At 46.1% G+C, this 17,891-nt stretch carries 12 protein-coding genes and 1 rRNA gene; 4 read left to right on the top strand and 9 right to left on the bottom strand.

All coding sequences use genetic code 11. The features are described from left to right. The 3 genes from NA59_RS09140 to NA59_RS09150 form a co-directional block, all read right to left on the bottom strand. Positions 1-95 (bottom strand): 16S ribosomal RNA (locus NA59_RS09140); the annotation flags it as partial. Between the two features lie 462 nt (positions 96-557). Beyond that, a complete protein-coding gene (tyrS, locus tag NA59_RS09145; protein WP_044411341.1) occupies positions 558-1,748 on the bottom strand; it encodes a tyrosine--tRNA ligase in 1,191 nt (396 codons plus the stop codon). A 16-nt stretch (positions 1,749-1,764) separates the two neighbouring features. After that, positions 1,765-2,712, bottom strand: a complete 948-nt coding sequence (locus tag NA59_RS09150) for a dihydroorotate dehydrogenase (RefSeq protein WP_044411344.1) — start codon at positions 2,710-2,712, stop codon at positions 1,765-1,767. A gap of 17 nt (positions 2,713-2,729) precedes the next feature. Between NA59_RS09150 and NA59_RS09155 the strand changes: the two genes are divergently transcribed. Then, positions 2,730-3,191 carry a tRNA (cytidine(34)-2'-O)-methyltransferase gene (locus tag NA59_RS09155; protein WP_044411347.1) on the top strand — a complete coding sequence of 154 codons (462 nt, stop codon included), beginning with the start codon at positions 2,730-2,732 and terminating at the stop codon, positions 3,189-3,191. Between the two features lie 53 nt (positions 3,192-3,244). On the opposite strand, the gene NA59_RS09160 is transcribed toward NA59_RS09155, so the two are convergent. From NA59_RS09160 to NA59_RS09175, 4 genes are read right to left on the bottom strand one after another with little or no spacing between them, the layout of a single operon-like run. After that, positions 3,245-4,252: an NAD(P)H-dependent glycerol-3-phosphate dehydrogenase gene (locus NA59_RS09160; protein ID WP_044411349.1), complete on the bottom strand. Its 1,008-nt coding sequence runs from the start codon at positions 4,250-4,252 to the stop codon at positions 3,245-3,247. Between the two features lie 5 nt (positions 4,253-4,257). Continuing rightward, positions 4,258-4,743: a protein-export chaperone SecB gene (gene secB, locus NA59_RS09165; protein WP_044411352.1), complete on the bottom strand. Its 486-nt coding sequence runs from the start codon at positions 4,741-4,743 to the stop codon at positions 4,258-4,260. A 16-nt stretch (positions 4,744-4,759) separates the two neighbouring features. Beyond that, entirely contained in the window at positions 4,760-5,014 is a 255-nt protein-coding gene (gene grxC / locus NA59_RS09170) for a glutaredoxin 3 (RefSeq protein ID WP_044411356.1), read from the bottom strand. After that, positions 5,014-5,466, bottom strand: coding sequence for a rhodanese-like domain-containing protein (locus NA59_RS09175; protein WP_044411359.1), 453 nt, complete (start codon positions 5,464-5,466; stop codon positions 5,014-5,016). The genes grxC and NA59_RS09175 overlap by 1 nt, the downstream gene beginning before the upstream one ends. 100 nt (positions 5,467-5,566) lie before the next feature. On the opposite strand from NA59_RS09175, the gene gpmI reads away from it, so the two are divergent. Continuing rightward, positions 5,567-7,123, top strand: a complete 1,557-nt coding sequence (gene gpmI / locus NA59_RS09180; RefSeq protein ID WP_044411363.1) for a 2,3-bisphosphoglycerate-independent phosphoglycerate mutase — start codon at positions 5,567-5,569, stop codon at positions 7,121-7,123. A gap of 65 nt (positions 7,124-7,188) precedes the next feature. On the opposite strand, the gene gdhA is transcribed toward gpmI, so the two are convergent. Beyond that, positions 7,189-8,538, bottom strand: a complete 1,350-nt coding sequence (gdhA, locus tag NA59_RS09185; protein WP_044411365.1) for an NADP-specific glutamate dehydrogenase — start codon at positions 8,536-8,538, stop codon at positions 7,189-7,191. Between the two features lie 386 nt (positions 8,539-8,924). Here gdhA and gltB point away from each other — a divergent pair, with 386 nt between their 5' ends. Continuing rightward, a complete protein-coding gene (gene gltB, locus NA59_RS09190; protein ID WP_044411368.1) occupies positions 8,925-13,400 on the top strand; it encodes a glutamate synthase large subunit in 4,476 nt (1,491 codons plus the stop codon). Positions 13,401-13,420: 20 nt separating this feature from the next. Then, complete coding sequence (locus NA59_RS09195; RefSeq protein WP_044411371.1) at positions 13,421-14,830, top strand: FAD-dependent oxidoreductase; 1,410 nt, start codon at positions 13,421-13,423, stop codon at positions 14,828-14,830. A gap of 64 nt (positions 14,831-14,894) precedes the next feature. Here NA59_RS09195 and NA59_RS09200 read toward each other — a convergent pair whose 3' ends face one another. Then, positions 14,895-17,747 carry a methyl-accepting chemotaxis protein gene (locus tag NA59_RS09200; protein WP_044411374.1) on the bottom strand — a complete coding sequence of 951 codons (2,853 nt, stop codon included), beginning with the start codon at positions 17,745-17,747 and terminating at the stop codon, positions 14,895-14,897. Positions 17,748-17,891 lie beyond the last annotated feature (144 nt).

Consider the following 17,891-nt stretch of genomic DNA (forward strand, 5'->3'; position numbering starts at 1 on the left):
GTCAGCAAGAGCAAGCTCTTCTGTTACCGTTCGACTTGCATGTGTTAGGCCTGCCGCCAGCGTTCATTCTGAGCCAGGATCAAACTCTTCAGTTTAATCTTGAACATATATAAAACACTCGGAATTGACAAAGTTAACATGGAAGAATTGCTTCTACCTATACTTCATTTGTCGTTTCGAGTTAATTTTTGCTTCGGCGCATCTTCGCACTTCCACATAAATTATCTCTGAATTACCTGATTTTTAAAGAACTTAATTCGTTCACTAAGCAAGTGTTTCTCACTCAGTAAGCCAGCTATTCTAGCCAACTTCGAAACTCGTGTCAATCGTTTTTTTCAAACTTTTTTCTGCAAATTTCGTTTCGTGTTTCTTCTTCAGCGCCTTAGCGTCGAAGTGAGGCGTATTCTACAGACTATCCCGGTTCACGCAAGCGTTATTTCATAAAAAAACCAATCTTTTCTATAAACTCAACTTATACCCCAGTTACCACCAAGTTATCCACAGAACTAATCACAGAACACGCCAAAACGCGCCTCTTTCCAACCAAATCTGATCTACTATTCAATCGATATCCTTGCGAACTTTCTTTTTCCAACCTGAAAAACCTGTGACTCTATATGACTAAATAGCTGTTTACTATCATCGAGCTTATCACCGTTTAATTTCACCGCACCCTGCTTTACCATTCGGTGTGCTTCAGAGGTGGTCGCAACCAGGCCTGCTTCTTTTAAAAGATTAGCCAAAGGCATTTCGCCTTCAAAGGTATATTCTGGCATGTCATCTGGAATCGCATTTTTAGAGAAGCGGGTTTCAAAATCATTCAATGCCGCTGTTGCCGCCTGCTCGGAGTGAAAGCGGGCAACCAACTCCATCGCCAACTTTACTTTAATGTTACGGGGGTTTTCACCTTCAGCCACGGCTTGCTTATAACCCGCGATGGTTTCAAGACTCTCAAAACTGAGAAGCTCAAAGTAACGCCACATCAGTTCATCAGATACAGACATGACTTTTCCAAACAAATCATTGGGCGCATCCTGTATAGCTATATAGTTATTGAGTGACTTTGACATTTTCTGCACACCATCCAATCCTTCAAGAATTGGCATGGTTAAGGTAACCTGTGGCTTTTTGCCAAAATGCTGCTGAAGCTGACGCCCCATTAATAGATTAAACTTTTGATCTGTACCGCCTAACTCAACATCTGCCTCCATCATCACAGAGTCATAACCCTGCACCAGTGGATATAAAAACTCATGTATCGCAATCGGCGTTCCAGAACGGTAGCGTTCATCAAAGTCATTACGCTCTAACATTCTGGCTACGGTCGTGGTAGCGGCTAGTTTTATCATCTCAGCGGCGGTCAAGGCATTAAACCAAGCCGAGTTAAACACCACTTTTGTTTTTGCGGGATCGAGGATCTTGAAAACCTGGTCTTGATAGGTCTGTGCATTTTCAGCTATTTTTTCTGCAGACAAGGGTGGGCGGGTTGCACTTTTACCGGTTGGATCACCAATCATCGCGGTGAAGTCGCCGATTAAAAAGTGTACATCGTGCCCCAAATCTTGAAACTGCTTGAGTTTATTGATTAACACGGTATGACCTAAATGCAAATCCGGTGCAGTCGGGTCAAAACCTGCTTTAATCACCAGAGGGCGATCGAGCTTTAATTTTTCTATTAACTCGGCCTCAACTAAAATTTCTTCGGCGCCACGCTTAATAATGGCTAATTGTTGTTCAATATTCAGCATCTTTAGTTTTCCAATCTTAACCGCACAACACGGTATCTGTATTTAATTCTAACTTTCCAGTTAACTGTGTCACCGATGTTAAGCCGCGCTTTTGTAAGTAGCGGGCTATTTGCTTGTTCATTTTTACAATCAATAAAGGATCTTTAGCCAGCGATGTACCGACGGCAACCATCGTTGCGCCGGCTAAAAAGAATTCAATTGCATCTTCAGCGCAGCTAATTCCCCCCAAACCAATAATAGGAATATGGTGTTGTTTGGCGACCTGATAAACCTGGTGCACTTTCAGCAGCGCAACCGGCTTAATGGCCGGACCAGACAAGCCACCTTGGTTATTACCCAAATCAGGCTTCCAATTATTAATATTAATAGACATACCCATCAGGGTATTGATTGCCGACAGCGCATCTGCACCCGCATCAATAACTCGCTGCGCACCGAGCGCAATATCGGTTTGATTGGGTGATAGTTTTACAACCAGGGGTTTAGTGGTACTGGCACGACAGGCTTCCACCACTCTTGCCGCCATGTCTGGATCATTACCAAAAGCCGCGCCCCCTTTTTTTACGTTTGGGCAAGAGATATTAATTTCCAAACCTGAAAGCGCTGTTTGATCAAAACGACGACACACCTCGGCATATTCTTCGATTGACGAGCCGGATACATTGGCAAAAAAACGTGTTTGGTTATAATCCAGTTGCGGAAGAAGCTGATTTACCACATAATCCACACCCGGGTTTTGTAAACCAATTGAATTAAGCAGTCCGTTTGGACTTTCCCAAACGCGATCGGGCTTATTGCCCAACTTTGGTTCGAGTGTGGTGCCTTTTAGAAATACGGCGCCCACGTCCTGATTACGAAAACCAGACACCGCGGGATACTCTAAACCATAGCCCGCATTGCCGGATGCCATCGCAATCGGCGAGTTGCAGGTTATACCGCAAATATTAACGGATAGATCAATCACAATGACACCTTAAATTTATGTTACATATTATTTTATACGAACCCGAAATTCCGCAGAACACCGGCGCTTTAATTCGACTGAGTGCTAACATGGGCGCACACCTTCATCTCATCCACCCCTTCGCATTTGATTTAAGCGAGAAACGTGTTCGACGTGCCGGATTAGACTATCATGAAATGGCTAATGTATATCAACATGACAACCTGGAAGCCTGCCTTGACAAGGTTAAACCTAATCGTGTTTTTGCGCTAACGACCAAAGCCACGCGTCATTACCATCAGGCAAGCTACCAAATAGGCGATGCCTTTTTATTTGGGCCGGAAAGCCGCGGATTACCTGAAGCGGTTAGAAACAGTGTGCCCGAAGCACAGCGTTTACGCATCCCAATGGTTGCCAACGCCCGCAGCATGAACCTAGCCAATGCGGTTTCTGTCATGGCGTACGAAGCTTGGCGACAACTCGATTTTCAACCGCTTTGAACCTTCTAACTGAGCCAGTTTGCAACCAGGCCTGGTTGCAAACTGGCTCAATTTCAGGCTGTTTTTTCTGACTTTAATGAGCGTGACAGTAGTTGCTGAACAGCTTGCTTTGGCGTTATTTGCTGGGTAACAAGGGCATAAACCTGCTCCATGATTGGCAGGTCTAACCCATGCTTTTCCGCTAACGCCTTAACCACCTTCACCGCTTTCATACCCTCAACCACTTGGCCGATATCCTGCTGAACTTCAACGGCTGTTTTGCCTGAGCGGGCTAACATCAAACCAAATCGTCGGTTGCGGGATAAATCATCGGTACAGGTCAGCACCAAGTCACCCAATCCCGCCAACCCCATCAGCGTCTCTGGCTGGGCCTGATATAAGGCGGCAAAGCGCATCATCTCGACCATTCCTCGTGAAATCAAGGCGGCGCGTGCATTCGCCCCCAAACCCAAGCCATCACTCACACCCGTCGCAATCGCCATAATGTTTTTATAGGCACCGCCGACTTCAACCCCAGCAATATCGGACTGCGTGTAAACTCTAAAGTTTTGGTAATGAAACACATCCGCCCAAAATGACGCCTGTTCCGCATCTGGTGAGGCGCTTACCATGGCGGTAGGCAAACCCTTGGCCACCTCATCGGCAAAAGTAGGCCCCGATAGCACTGCCATCGCTGTGTCCGCCCCCCATTCATCCATTACTACCTGATGAAGCAATCGCTGTCCTTGCGGTTCAAACCCCTTGGTTGCTGAGGCAAGATACGCAGGCGCATGCAGCATATGCTGCTTAACTCTAACTAATACCGTAGCAAACGCATCGCTCGGCACAACAAACAACACACCTTCAACCTGTTTCAACGCGTCTTCAAGGCTAGATGTTACCACCAGGCCTGGTGGCAACAGAACGCCAGGCAAGTAACGTTGATTTTGATTTTGCAGAGCTATTTGTTCCGCATGGGTCGCACTGTGCGCCCACAAACAGACGCTTTGCCCCGCTTTGGCCAAATGAATCGCCAAGGCGGAGCCCCAAGCGCCCGCCCCTAGAACCGCGATACGCGCCATATAACCTAGCCGATTTCTGCCTGAGGTTGGGTGTTTGGCTGAGCCTTATCACCCTCTTGCTGTTGACGCTGTTGCATATGGTTGGCATAAAGCGCATCAAAGTTTACCGGGTCAACCAATAACTGTGGGAAACCGCCACGCACCACCAAATCCGACACGGCTTCACGTGCAAACGGAAACAGAACATTTGGACACTGACTGCCTAACATGTAACCTAACTCGGCTTCACTAAAGCCCGTCATGACAAAAATACCCGCCTGCTCAACTTCACATAAAAACGCGACCTTATCACCTACGTTAACCGTTACCGTCAAACGAATTAACGCGTGAAAGGTAGACTCTTCAAGTTTTGAGCTTTCTACGTTTAGATTGACATCCATTTTTGGCTCAAACTCTTGCGCAAAGATTTGCGGCGAATTCGGTGCTTCAAATGAAATGTTTTTGGTATAGACTTTACGGATTAAAAACTTTTTTTCTTGCTGTTCAGACATGTTTATTCTCTATTTTTTAACTATTTAACAATTGGTCAAGTTGGCCGTTTCTATCAGCCGCATAAAGCTCATCACAGCCACCAACATGGACATCATTTATAAAAATCTGCGGAATGGTATTACGCCGAGAACGCTGTTCCATTTCTCGCCATAATTCATTCGAGCCAGTGACATCGATGACTTGATATGCCAAAGCACGCCCATCAAGCAAGGCTTTAGCACGGGTGCAGTAAGGACAGGTTTTATTAAGGTAAATGACAATATTCGCCATTAGGCTCTCCCTTTCTTTCGTGCCGCTTTACGTGACACAGGTTGATTTACCGGCAATCCGGCCATTTTCCAAGACAAAATTCCACCGCGTAAATTGGCCACCTTGGTGAATCCCTCTTTTACTAATGTGGTAGCCGCACCGGCTGAGCGTGCTCCCGACTGGCAATAAACTAATACGGCCTTATCTTTATAGCTAGACAAGCTAGATAGTTTCGCTTTCAAGTCACCGACGGGTATATGACGCGCTTCACCAATAAAGCCCGTTTTATATTCGGCATCCGAGCGCACATCAATCACTAATGCGCCTTGATTGTAATAGCGTGTGGCTTCTTCCGGCGACATTTGCTGATAACCTAAGAAACGATCACCCACATAACTGTACAACAACATCAACGCAACAATACCCAATGCAATAAAAAGCAAAAACTCTTGCTTCATAAATTCTAAAAACATAATGACACCTTGGCGATTAAAAATTTAAACCTAATGATTTTAACAGTGAAACTCGCTACAATGAATTGAATTTTTATATTTTTACTGGATGAAGACCAATATGAGCAAATCATACCAACCAAAACACCGTCCTGTCGGCCTGATTATCCTTGATGGCTGGGGACATAATCCCAATACTGAACACAACGCGATAGCACAAGCCAATACGCCTTTTTGGGATAGTTTGCTTGCCAACCACCCCCATACCTTAATTCACACATCAGGTTTAAATGTAGGACTACCGGATGGACAAATGGGCAACTCTGAAGTGGGCCATCTAAACCTTGGTGCGGGTCGCGTGGTTTATCAAGAACTAACGCGTATTCAAAAAGCGATTGACGAGGGAAACTTTTTCGATAACAGCGCCTTTACGCATGCGATCGACAAAGCCAGTTCACGTGGACGTGCTGTGCATATTATGGGGTTACTCTCTGATGGTGGCGTTCACTCACACATTGAACACATTAAAGCCGCACTGACATTAGCAGTGCAACGCGGTGCCAAAACACACCTGCATGTATTCACCGATGGGCGTGATACCGCCCCTCAAAGTGCCTTAGGTTATATCAAAGACATTGAAGCCCACATGAAATCCATTGGTGGTGGCCGGATCGCATCCATTACAGGGCGCTATTTTGCACTTGATAGGGATAACCGCTGGGATCGAGTTCAGCAAGCCTATGAGGTGATTACTAGCGGGAAAGCAATATTCACCTGCAAAAGCGCGAAACAAGCGATAAATGAAGCCTATGAACGCGGCGAAACCGATGAGTTTATTCAAGCCACCAGCATCTTGCGCAAGAGCGGCAAAAAAGTGAAAGTAAAGGATGGTGATACGGTTATTTTCATGAACTACCGCTCTGATCGCGCCAGACAATTAACCCGCGCTTTTATCGAAAATGACTTTGCAGATTTCCACAGGGATTCGACGCCGGTACTTAGCGAGTTTGTTACCCTGACCGAATACAATAAAAACTTTAACGTACCGGTCGCTTTTCGCCCTAGTAAGCTAATCAATACCTATGGCGAATGGGTTTCCAAACACAACCTGAATCAGCTTCGTATTGCCGAAACTGAAAAGTATGCCCACGTCACCTTCTTTTTTAATGGCGGTATTGAAGCGCCCTACAAGGGCGAAGATCGCATCCTTATCCCCTCACCCAAGGTTGCAACCTATGACTTACAACCTGAAATGAGCGTCGGTGAAGTGGCCGATCAACTTTGCCAAGCGATTGAATCAGGAAAATATGACACCTTTATCTGCAACCTTGCCAACCCGGATATGGTGGGACACTCGGGCAATATGGAGGCATGCATCAAAGCCGTGGAATCCGTCGATGCGGCTATCGAAAAAATTGTAGCAGCGCTGCAAAAAGCCGATGGTGAAGTGATTATTACGGCTGACCATGGTAACGTAGAACAATTATGGGACGAAAGTACCAATAGCCCTTTGACAGCACACACCACTAATCCTGTACCCTTGGTCTATGTGGGGCACAAAACATGCCATCTACGCGATAAGGGCAGCTTACCAGACGTGATTCCAACGCTGTTTGATATGATGGAACTTGAACAACCGGCAGAAATGACCGGTATCAGTTTGTTAAAAGCGGAATAAAACAACCAGGCCTGGTTGCTTGAATCTAACCAGGCCTGGTTTTAAGTTAGCACAACACGTTTGGACTAAATAACCCCCATTGCATTAATCGCATTGCTAACACGTAAGAAACCCGCAATGTTTGCACCCATCACATAATCACCGGGACAACCATACTCTTCTGCGGTTTCAAAACAGGTTTTATGAATATTAATCATAATTTCCTTCAAACGCCCCTCGGTATAATCATGTGTCCATGAATCACGACTTGCATTCTGCTGCATTTCCAACGCACTCGTCGCGACCCCACCCGCATTGGCCGCTTTTCCAGGACCATAAGAAAGTTTCGCGGCTTGCAGCACACGAATGGCATCCGGTGTACAAGGCATATTGGCACCCTCCGCAACCGTTTTACACCCGTTCTTAACCAGCATTTCTGCATCTTTTGCATTTAACTCGTTTTGTGTTGCACAAGGCAAAGCCACATCACAAGGCACAGACCATATTGAGCCGCCTTGAATAAATTTCGCATGCTTAACTTCTTCGGCGTATTTTTCAATACGCGCATACTCCACTTCTTTTAGGCGCTTAATAATATCTAAGTCTAACCCTTTCTCATCGACAATATAGCCGCTAGAATCTGAACAAGCGATCACTTTTGCACCATAGGTCATGGCTTTTTCGATCGCATAAATGGCCACATTGCCCGAGCCAGAAACGATGACTTTTTTGCCTTCTAAGCTGTCACCGCGCGCCTTAAGCATCTCCTGTGCAAAAAATACCGTGCCATAACCCGTTGCTTCTTTACGTGCAAGCGACCCGCCCCAAGCTACGCCCTTGCCTGTAAATACACCGGACTCATAGCGATTGGTAATACGCTTATACTGACCAAACATAAAACCAATTTCACGCGCACCCACACCGATATCACCTGCAGGCACATCTGTATGCTCGCCAATATGGCGATATAACTCGGTCATAAAACTTTGACAAAAACGCATAATTTCGTTATCTGACTTACCTTTTGGATCAAAATCGCTGCCGCCTTTACCGCCACCGATAGGTAACCCGGTTAAGGAGTTTTTGAAGATTTGCTCAAAACCCAAAAACTTAATAACACTTAAATTAACCGAAGGATGGAAACGTATCCCACCTTTATACGGGCCCAATGCACTATTAAACTCGACACGGAAACCACGATTTACTTGCACTTCGCCACGATCATCCACCCAAGGTACACGGAAAATAATTTGACGCTCTGGCTCACAAATTCGCTGCAAAATTTTACGCTTAGCAATTTCTGGATGCTTAGCCATAACAGGATTTAAACTTTCAAACACCTCAAGCGCCGCCTGATGAAACTCTGGCTCACCAGGGTTACGTTTAACCACCTCTTGATAAATCAAGCCTAAACCATCTTCTAATTTTTGAGTCATAATTAAAACCTATCCTCGTAAACTCGTATTAATACATTTACATTATTATTTTTTAATGGCTCCAGCTATTCGGAACCAGCAGGCTATTATAAAATACAAACCACTAAACCCCTAGCCTAAGCCCAAGATAAAAATTGAGCGTTTCCCTATCTATTAGCAATAAAAATCACTAACATAGAGCTGAAACCCTGTTGTACTAAGCAATAATCAAATACATTGACACCAAGCCGTTAAAGAAGTAGAATCGTCACCCCTTTTTTTAAAGATCTACAGAAAAGGGGATAAATTTATTCAAGCATATAAAGCGCACTGGGCGCATAAAATTGTGAGTTAATAGGCTACCTAATAAAACACGCAACCCCAGAAAAAATAAGGAACCGTTAGACATGAATTCACTCAACACCCTAAAAGGCCTTTACTCTCCAGACTTTGAGAAAGAGAATTGTGGCTTTGGGCTTATCGCCAATATGGACGACAAGCCCAGCCACTGGCTAGTAAAAACCGCGATTCAATCTTTATCAAACATGACGCACCGTGGCGGTGTTGCAGCGGATTGCTGCACAGGGGATGGTTGTGGTTTATTGATAAAAAAACCAGACGGTTTTCTAAAAGCTCAAGCAGGCACGCTCGACATCAAACTCTCGGGTACGTACGCCGTTGGTATGATATTCTTGAACCAAGATACTGACAAGCTGAAGCTAGCAAAAACAACCCTAGAAAATGAACTAACCCAACGCGGTTTGGTTGTAGCTGGCTGGCGAAAAGTACCGGTTAAATCTGAGGTACTCGGTGCACAGGCCGCGTCGATGGAGCCGGTAATTGAGCAGATTTTTGTTAACCCGGCAGCGGGCATGGATGAAGCCAGCTTTAACCGCCTGTTATTTAGCGCGCGTCGTAAAACGGAAATGGCGATTGAACCCAATGATAAAACCTTTTATATCGCCTCATTGAATAGCCAGCTTTTGTCTTACAAAGGCTTGGTGATGCCAAAAGAGTTAGATCAGTTTTATTTAGATTTGCAACACCCTGAATTTGCATCCTCGTCCATTTCATATCACCAACGGTTTTCAACCAATACCATGCCGCAGTGGCGCTTAGCGCAACCTTTCCGCTTTTTAGCGCACAATGGTGAGCTCAATACCATTCGCGGTAACCGCAACTGGGCCTTGGCGCGTCAAAAGAAATTTGAAACCCCCTTAATTCCAGATCTTGCTGAACTCAAGCCACTGGTCGCCCAGGACGGTTCGGACTCAAACAGCCTAGACAACATGCTTGAAGTCTTGATGATGGGTGATATGTCGGTGTTCCAAGCCTTGCGTTTATTAATTCCGCCTGCTTGGCAAAATGTGCCGCATATGGATGCCGACTTAAAAGCCTTCCTTGAATACAACTCAATGCACATGGAACCTTGGGATGGCCCTGCGGGCATGGTTATTAATACCGGCAAGTATGCCATTTGTGGCGTTGATCGCAATGGACTGCGCCCCACACGCTATGTCATTACCAAAGACCGCCACATTACCTTCGCGTCTGAAATTGGTGTTTATAACTATGCACCTGAAGACGTGGTAGAAAAAGGTCGCCTAAGACCTGGGCAAGTGATCGCTGTCGATTTAGAAAATGGCACGTTAATTAAGCCAAACGAGATTGACCACACCCTTAAAAGTGCTAAACCTTACCGTCAGTGGATGGATCAAGGTTATATGCGCCTTGAAGAACAGTTTGACCGTGAAGAGTCGACGCGCGGTTGGGATAGCAAGCTGGCTGACACCTATCAAAAATACTTTCAAGTCAGCTTTGAAGAGCGTGACCAGATTATTCGTGTATTGGCTGAATCGGCGCAAGAAGCCATTGGTTCAATGGGCGATGATGCCCCGCTACCGGTGTTTTCACACAAGCCGCGTTCGGTGTTTGATTACTTCCGCCAAATGTTTGCGCAGGTAACCAATCCGCCGATCGACCCATTACGTGAGGCGATTGTCATGTCGTTGAACACCTGTTTTGGTCGCGAGCTGAATATGTTTGAAGAAGGGCCAGAACATGCACGTCGCCTAGAAGTGCAATCGCCTATTCTTAGCCCATCGATGATGTCACAATTGCTTGAACTCACCGACCCGAACTATCAACACCAAGTCATTAGCCTGCATTATGATGCCACGCAAGCTGACTTGAAAAACGCCATCATTCAGGTCTGTGAACAAGCCGCTAAAGCCGCCCAAACGGGTAAATCGCTGTTAATCCTCAGTGACCTAAATATTCAACCAGGCCTGGTGACCATCCCTGCTGTTATGGCAACGGGTGCGGTGCATCATCATTTAATTCGTGAAGGCTTACGCACCGAAGCTAACCTGATTATTGAAACCGCCACCGCGCGCGACCCCCATCACTTTGCGGTCCTGTTTGGCTATGGCGCTACCGCTGTCTACCCTTACTTGGCGTATGAAACACTTCAAGACTTAATGCGCAGCAAAGAGCTAGACCCTGAAACGCCTGTCAGTAAATACATCAAAAACTACCGTAAAGGCATTAACAAAGGTCTTTACAAAATCATGTCGAAGATGGGTATCTCTACTCTACCTTCTTATCGTGGTTCGCAGTTATTTGAGGCGGTCGGGTTGAGTTCAGATGTAGTTAAACTCTGCTTCCCGGGGACCGCCAACCGCATTGAAGGGAGCTGCTTTAGGCATCTGGAGTCAGACCAGCAACGTCTTGCTAAAGAGGCGTTTAACCCGCGCAAAACTATGCAACAGGGCGGTTTATTGAAATATGTACATGGTGGCGAATACCATGCCTACAACCCAGACGTCGTTGAAAACCTGCGCAAAGCGGTGCAAACGGGCGATAGAAGCTACTATAAGGTTTTTGCTGATTTGGTTAACAATCGTCCTGCCATGACGATTCGTGACATGATTACCTTTCATGACAATATCGCACCGATATCGATTGATGAGGTTGAACCCTTAAGCTCTATTTACAAGCGTTTTGACAGTGCCGGTATTTCACTGGGTGCCCTGTCACCCGAAGCGCATGAAGCGCTAGCGATTGCGATGAACCGTTTAGGCGCTCGCTCCAACTCAGGCGAAGGCGCGGAAGACCCATCGCGTTACGGCACAGAAAAAATGTCGAAGATCAAACAAATCGCCTCAGGACGCTTTGGTGTGACCGCCCATTACCTGCGTAATGCTGAGGTTCTGCAAATCAAAGTGGCGCAAGGCGCTAAGCCGGGCGAAGGCGGTCAGCTACCTGGCCACAAAGTCGATTTAACCATCGCCAAGCTTCGCCATTCTGTACCCGGCGTAACCCTGATTTCGCCCCCGCCACATCATGACATCTATTCGATTGAAGACTTGGCACAGTTAATTTATGACCTCAAACAAGTTAATCCTAATGCACTGATTTCGGTTAAGTTAGTGGCGGAACCGGGTGTTGGCACGATTGCCGCCGGTGTGGCTAAGGCCTATGCCGATTTGATCACTATTTCAGGCTATGACGGCGGCACCGGTGCTAGCCCGATTACCTCGGTGAAATATGCCGGCAATCCATTTGAAATGGGTTTAGCTGAAACCCATCAGGTATTACGTGCGAATGATTTGCGTGGACAGGTCATTGTGCAAGCCGATGGTGGCTTAAAAACAGGACTCGATGTGATCAAATCCGCGATTTTAGGTGCTGAATCCTTTGGTTTTGGTACCGCACCGATGATTGCATTAGGCTGTAAATACCTGCGTATTTGCCACTTGAACACCTGCGCGGTGGGCGTCGCGACCCAAGACGAACGTCTGCGTAAAGAGCACTTTATCGGCCTTCCTGAAATGGTCATGCACTATTTCGAGTTTGTGGCAGAAGAGACCCGTGAATGGCTAGCTAAATTAGGCGTACGTTCGCTGGGTGAACTGGTCGGACGTGTTGATTTATTAAAAATCATCGACAACCCATTAACCGACAAACAACGTAACTTGGATTTGACACCGATTATTTCAGATGGTGGCGTACCGGCTGACAAACCTCAAACGGTTCAAGTGAAACGCAATAATCCTTGGGATAAGGGTGAACTAGCTGAGCAGATGGTCGAGCAAGTTTTACCGGCGATTGAAAACAAAACCGGTGGTATTTTCAACTTCCACTTGGTAAACACAGGGCGCTCGATTGGCGCTCGTGTCGCCGGTGAAATTGCACAACGCTACGGTAATAATGGCATGAAATCCTCACCGATCACTTTAAAACTGACCGGGATTGCTGGCCAGTCATTCGGTGTATTTAACGTAGATGGCTTAAACCTTCACCTTGAAGGCGATGCCAATGACTATGTAGGCAAAGGCATGGCCGGTGGCGAAATCGTGGTTTGCCCACCAAAGGGTTATGTGTTTGATGCGAAACACACACCGATTGTTGGCAACACCTGTTTATACGGTGCGACAGGCGGTAAGTTGTTTGCACACGGTACAGGTGGTGAGCGTTTTGCGGTGCGCAACTCCGGCGCAACAGCGGTGGTCGAAGGGCTAGGCGATCACGGTTGTGAATACATGACGGGGGGTGTGGTTGTCAGCTTAGGCGAAGTCGGCGTCAACTTTGGTGCGGGTATGTCGGGCGGCATGGCGTTTATTTTAGATATGGATCGCACCCTGCCGGATCGCCTAAACCCTGAAATGGTTGAAGCCATCCGAGTGGATACGGAAAACACCGAAGAGTACCGTCTCTACCTAAAAGCCCTCGTTACGGAGTATGTTGAAAAAACACATAGTCCTTGGGGCCAAGAAGTGCTCGCTAATTTCAGCCACTATGTCGGCCATTTCTGGCTAGTTAAATCGCGGGCGATTGATGTCGATAGCCTATTACGCTTGTTTGCCAATCAAGCGGCTTAAGACACAAAAGGAAGACTAAAATGCCAAATGTAAGACAATTTTTAGAATTGGATCGCCAACTACCCAGTAAGTTGCCGGCCAATGAACGCAAACAAAACTTTGAAGAAATCTATAGTGGTTTTGATCCCGCTGCGGCCATGGCGCAAGCAGATCGCTGTTTACACTGTGGTAACCCTTACTGTGAATGGGCTTGCCCCGTTCACAACTATATTCCAAACTGGTTAAAACTGGTGGCGGAAGGCAACGTGATGGAGGCGGTTGAGTTATCACACAAAACCAACTCGCTGCCAGAAATGTGTGGTCGGATTTGCCCACAAGATCGACTTTGTGAGCAGGCCTGTACACTGCATGATACTAATTTTGGTGCGGTCAGCATCGGTGCGGTTGAAAAATACATCACCGACACCGCGATTGCGGCGGGCTGGACACCGGATTTATCCGATGTCGTCAAGACCGATAAAAAAGTCGCGATTGTCGGTGCGGGCCCAGCTGGCTTAGCGGCAGCAGATATCCTGATTCGTAATGGTGTTCAACCGGTCGTGTTTGATAAACAACCCGAAATTGGCGGTTTACTCACCTTCGGTATTCCGCAGTTTAAGCTAGATAAAGAACTGATTAAGCACCGTCGTCGCGTATTTGAAACCATGGGCGTTGACTTCCGCCTCGGTGTTGAAATTGGCAAGGATATTCAGTTTGCCGATTTGCTCAAGGATTATGATGCGGTTTTCTTAGGCATGGGCACCTACAAACCCATGATGGGCGGCTTCCCGGGCGAAGACCTACCCGGTGTTTACAAAGCACTCGACTTTTTGGTAGGCAATGTTAAAAACGAACTCGGTTATGAACAAACACCTGAGCCTTTTGTTAGCATGCAAGGCAAACGGGTTGTCGTATTGGGTGGCGGTGACACCACTATGGACTGTACCCGTACGTCGATTCGCCAAGGTGCAAACGAAGTTTACTGTGTTTATCGTCGTGACGAGGCCAACATGCCGGGTTCACGCGCCGAAGTTGCCAATGCGAAAGAAGAAGGCGTGCAATTTAAATTTAACCTCGCCCCTGTCGAAATTCTTGGCGATGGCAAGGTTGAAGCGATTAAAGTCATTGAAACCCGCTTAGGTGAGCCCGATGCCAAAGGGCGTCGTCGTGCTGAAACGGTTGCGGGCAGCGAAAAAATCATTGAATGTGATGCCGTCGTGGTAGCTTTTGGTTTCCAGCCCAACCCACCTGCTTGGTTCCAAGACTTTGATATTCAAATCAATGATTGGCAAGGGGTAATCGCGGCTGAAACCAGCCTGTATCCTTACCAAACCACTAATCCAAAAGTCTTTGCCGGTGGCGATATGGTTCGAGGTTCTAGCTTGGTCGTTCACGCGATTGCCGAAGCGCGTACAGCGGCTGAAGGTATCTTGGATTATCTAGAGGTTTAATCCCCGGCTTTATCCCAACAAAAAAGGCGCATTAAATGCGCCTTTTTTGTTGGGATAGCCAAATTTAATGCTGCTTATAAGCGACTAAACGCGGCGCTTGATTAGATGAGGTGGATATCTTAAAGAACCCAACCTGTTGCTGCATTTGATCCGTTTGACTTCGTAGCGTTTCAGTTGTAGCCGCCGTTTCTTGCACTAATGCGGCGTTTTGCTGAGTCGCACTATCCATATCATCCATCGCACTATTGATCTGCTCTATGCGCTGTGTCTGTGACTTATTGGCCTGAGAAATATCACCAATTAACTGATGCATCTCAGAAATAGCACTCACAATGCCTGAAAACTCACTGGCCGTCTGCTTCACTAAATTTTGTGAACTTGTCGCTTGTTGAACACTTTGCTCAATTAACCCACGTATTTCTGATGCAGCTGAGGCTGATTTTTGCGCTAAACTTCGCACCTCACCCGCGACTACCGCGAAACCACGACCCTGCTCACCCGCGCGCGCCGCCTCAACCGCCGCATTCAATGCCAATAAGTTTGTTTGAAAAGCGATACTATCAATCAAAACAATAATTTCAGCAATTTTCTGACTCGAACCAGCCATTTCAGCCATAGCTAACTGCGCCTGCTGCATCACTTGAGTACCTGTTTGTGCCTGCTGATTGGCGCTGTCAGCAAGATCTGCAGCCTGATGTGCTTTCATGGCATTATTTCTTACTGCATCAGTAATTGAGTCCATGTTTGCAGCCGTTTGCTGAATCGCACTTGCCTGGCTTTGAATGCGCTCAGATAAATCACGGCTACTTGTTGAGATTTGCTCTGTAGCATCATTAACCTTCACCGAAACCTGAGTTAACTCATCTAACGCTTGTGTCATATGCTCCATTGAGTTGTTTACAGCCTGCTTCATGACATCTAGCTTACCTCTATAATGCCCGGCAATGCGATGAGTTAAGTCACCTGTACTTTGTGCAACCACTACATCGAGTACTTCAGTAACGCCTTGGTCTAACTGTGCAAGCGAATGGTTGATATGCTGTTTTAAATCCTTCAATTCACCACTTAACTCAATTTCAAGTCGTGTTGAAAACTCACCCTCTGCAATCGCCTTCATAATATCATTGATACCTTGAACGGCTTGCGACGTATCTAACATCGCCGATTGAAGCCCTTCAATCATCACCGCATACTCACCGGCATAGCGCCCCTGTATGCGATAATCATAGTGACTAGATTTTAATGCATCTATCGCTTGTTTAATTTCAGATAATACCTGTTCAACCTGATCTGCAGAACTGTTTACTTGTTGCTTAAGCATATCTAAATCGCCTTTAGAGTCCGCTTTAATACGACGAGACAATTGTCCTTTAGACATCCCCTGCATCATATCTGAGACCGACACCATTAAATGCTGCACACTGGTTAAATACTGATTAAAGCTACGGCCAACTCGGCCTATCTCATCTTCACTTAAAGATTCAGTTCGAATCGACAGGCTACCATTTCGAGCCGCAAAATCCATTTTATCCGTCATCTGTTTAAGTGGACGCAAAATAGAAAACTTCAATCGTCCAAATACTTGGATTAACAATAAAATAAATCCACCAGACATCGCCGCCTGTGCAACATATATCATAAAATAACTATCGCGTAGAACTCGATTCAAAATAGTCATCGGCTCTGCAATCATATGCGCGCCAAGCAACTGTCCATTATGGTCGGTGACAGGCTCTAACATAATTAAATAATCGCCATGCACTACATAGCCTGAACGGCGCACTTCAACAAGGTCCAGCGCACTTATAAGCTGTCTTACTTGCTGGTCCAGTAGCGGTTCATTATGCGCAATCAATGATAAACCGGTGGATTTTGCTAGCAGGCTGGCATAAAGCCGATCACCCGCTGTTTCCATAGCAGCAATATGACTTAGTGGCATCGACATAACAACGGCACCTAATACTCGATCACCAAATGGCACAGGCACCACCGCTCTCACATAACCCTGCTCTTGCTCAAACACAACCTCCGTAATCGGTTTACTTGGTAAACTGTTTAAACTAATCGGCGCACCAGCATGCGTCTGTTGAACTAAATTTTCATCGTAAATAGCCAAGCCAATACCTGATAAACCAGCTGTTTCAACATAGTGCTGGTAATTCACCTGAATAATCTGCCAAAGCACTACCTGCTGCTTGTCCGAAAGCCCATAAATGATAGCCGAGTTACTCGCAATCCCTACCGCATTAGTAAGTGCAATCGTTCCCACTCCTTGAATCTCGGATTCAAGGTTATTTTGTAAAACCTCATGCCTCTCAACCACCGCTCCTTGAAACAAATCATCAGCTACACTTTGCAAATAGAACTGTAGTAGTACACTCCACATCAACGCCATAATAACGAGCGGGATCATAATTTGCTTAAGAATGCTTTTTTTAGGAAGGGGGCTCCATTTTGCTAACTTTTCACGCAAGGGCGTGGTTAGCACGCCTTGACGCAAAATAGCTTTACCGTTCCTGACATCTTGATAAGACTTCTCAATTTTTGGTATTAAGTTACGCTCTACAGGTGTACGCACCGATTTGTAACCGACACATATACCGCTGCGCATTACCGGTGCAATATTCGCCTCAACCCAATAATAATCACCATTTTTACAACGATTTTTTAAATATTGATGCCAAGACTCACCGCATTTAAGTCGCAGCCAAAGATCCTCAAACCACTCTGCAGGCACATCAGGATGACGAATGATATTATGTGACTGGCCGACTAACTCCTCGAGCTGATAGCCACTGACTTGGGCAAACGCATCATTCACGTAAGTAATGTTTCCATTAAGATCTGTTTCAGAAACCAGAGACAACCCTTCGGAAAAAAGTATTTCACTATTGGTTATCGGCAAGTTTTCTCTCATACTGGCGTTCCCGTATTCTATTTATGTAAAAGCATTTTTAACGCTGTACCTTGACTAAGGTGTGAATTAAAGTCTATTGCTAGGAGCCTGTCGGACTAAAGCCAATCGGCTACAAAAAAATCCAAATTTACCATTTAAATCAAT

The sequence above is a fragment of the Thiomicrospira microaerophila genome, assembly GCF_000934765.1.
In the GTDB taxonomy this organism is placed as follows: Bacteria; Pseudomonadota; Gammaproteobacteria; order Thiomicrospirales; family Thiomicrospiraceae; genus Thiomicrospira; species Thiomicrospira microaerophila.

Coding starts and splice junctions, on each gene's coding strand:
- tyrS (WP_044411341.1), bottom strand. CDS start 1,748: ATGCTGAATATTGAACAACAATTAGCCATTATTAAGCGTGGCGCCGAA.
- NA59_RS09155 (WP_044411347.1), top strand. CDS start 2,730: ATGTTACATATTATTTTATACGAACCCGAAATTCCGCAGAACACCGGC.
- NA59_RS09160 (WP_044411349.1), bottom strand. CDS start 4,252: ATGGCGCGTATCGCGGTTCTAGGGGCGGGCGCTTGGGGCTCCGCCTTG.
- secB (WP_044411352.1), bottom strand. CDS start 4,743: ATGTCTGAACAGCAAGAAAAAAAGTTTTTAATCCGTAAAGTCTATACC.
- grxC (WP_044411356.1), bottom strand. CDS start 5,014: ATGGCGAATATTGTCATTTACCTTAATAAAACCTGTCCTTACTGCACC.
- NA59_RS09175 (WP_044411359.1), bottom strand. CDS start 5,466: ATGTTTTTAGAATTTATGAAGCAAGAGTTTTTGCTTTTTATTGCATTG.
- gpmI (WP_044411363.1), top strand. CDS start 5,567: ATGAGCAAATCATACCAACCAAAACACCGTCCTGTCGGCCTGATTATC.
- gdhA (WP_044411365.1), bottom strand. CDS start 8,538: ATGACTCAAAAATTAGAAGATGGTTTAGGCTTGATTTATCAAGAGGTG.
- gltB (WP_044411368.1), top strand. CDS start 8,925: ATGAATTCACTCAACACCCTAAAAGGCCTTTACTCTCCAGACTTTGAG.
- NA59_RS09195 (WP_044411371.1), top strand. CDS start 13,421: ATGCCAAATGTAAGACAATTTTTAGAATTGGATCGCCAACTACCCAGT.
- NA59_RS09200 (WP_044411374.1), bottom strand. CDS start 17,747: ATGAGAGAAAACTTGCCGATAACCAATAGTGAAATACTTTTTTCCGAA.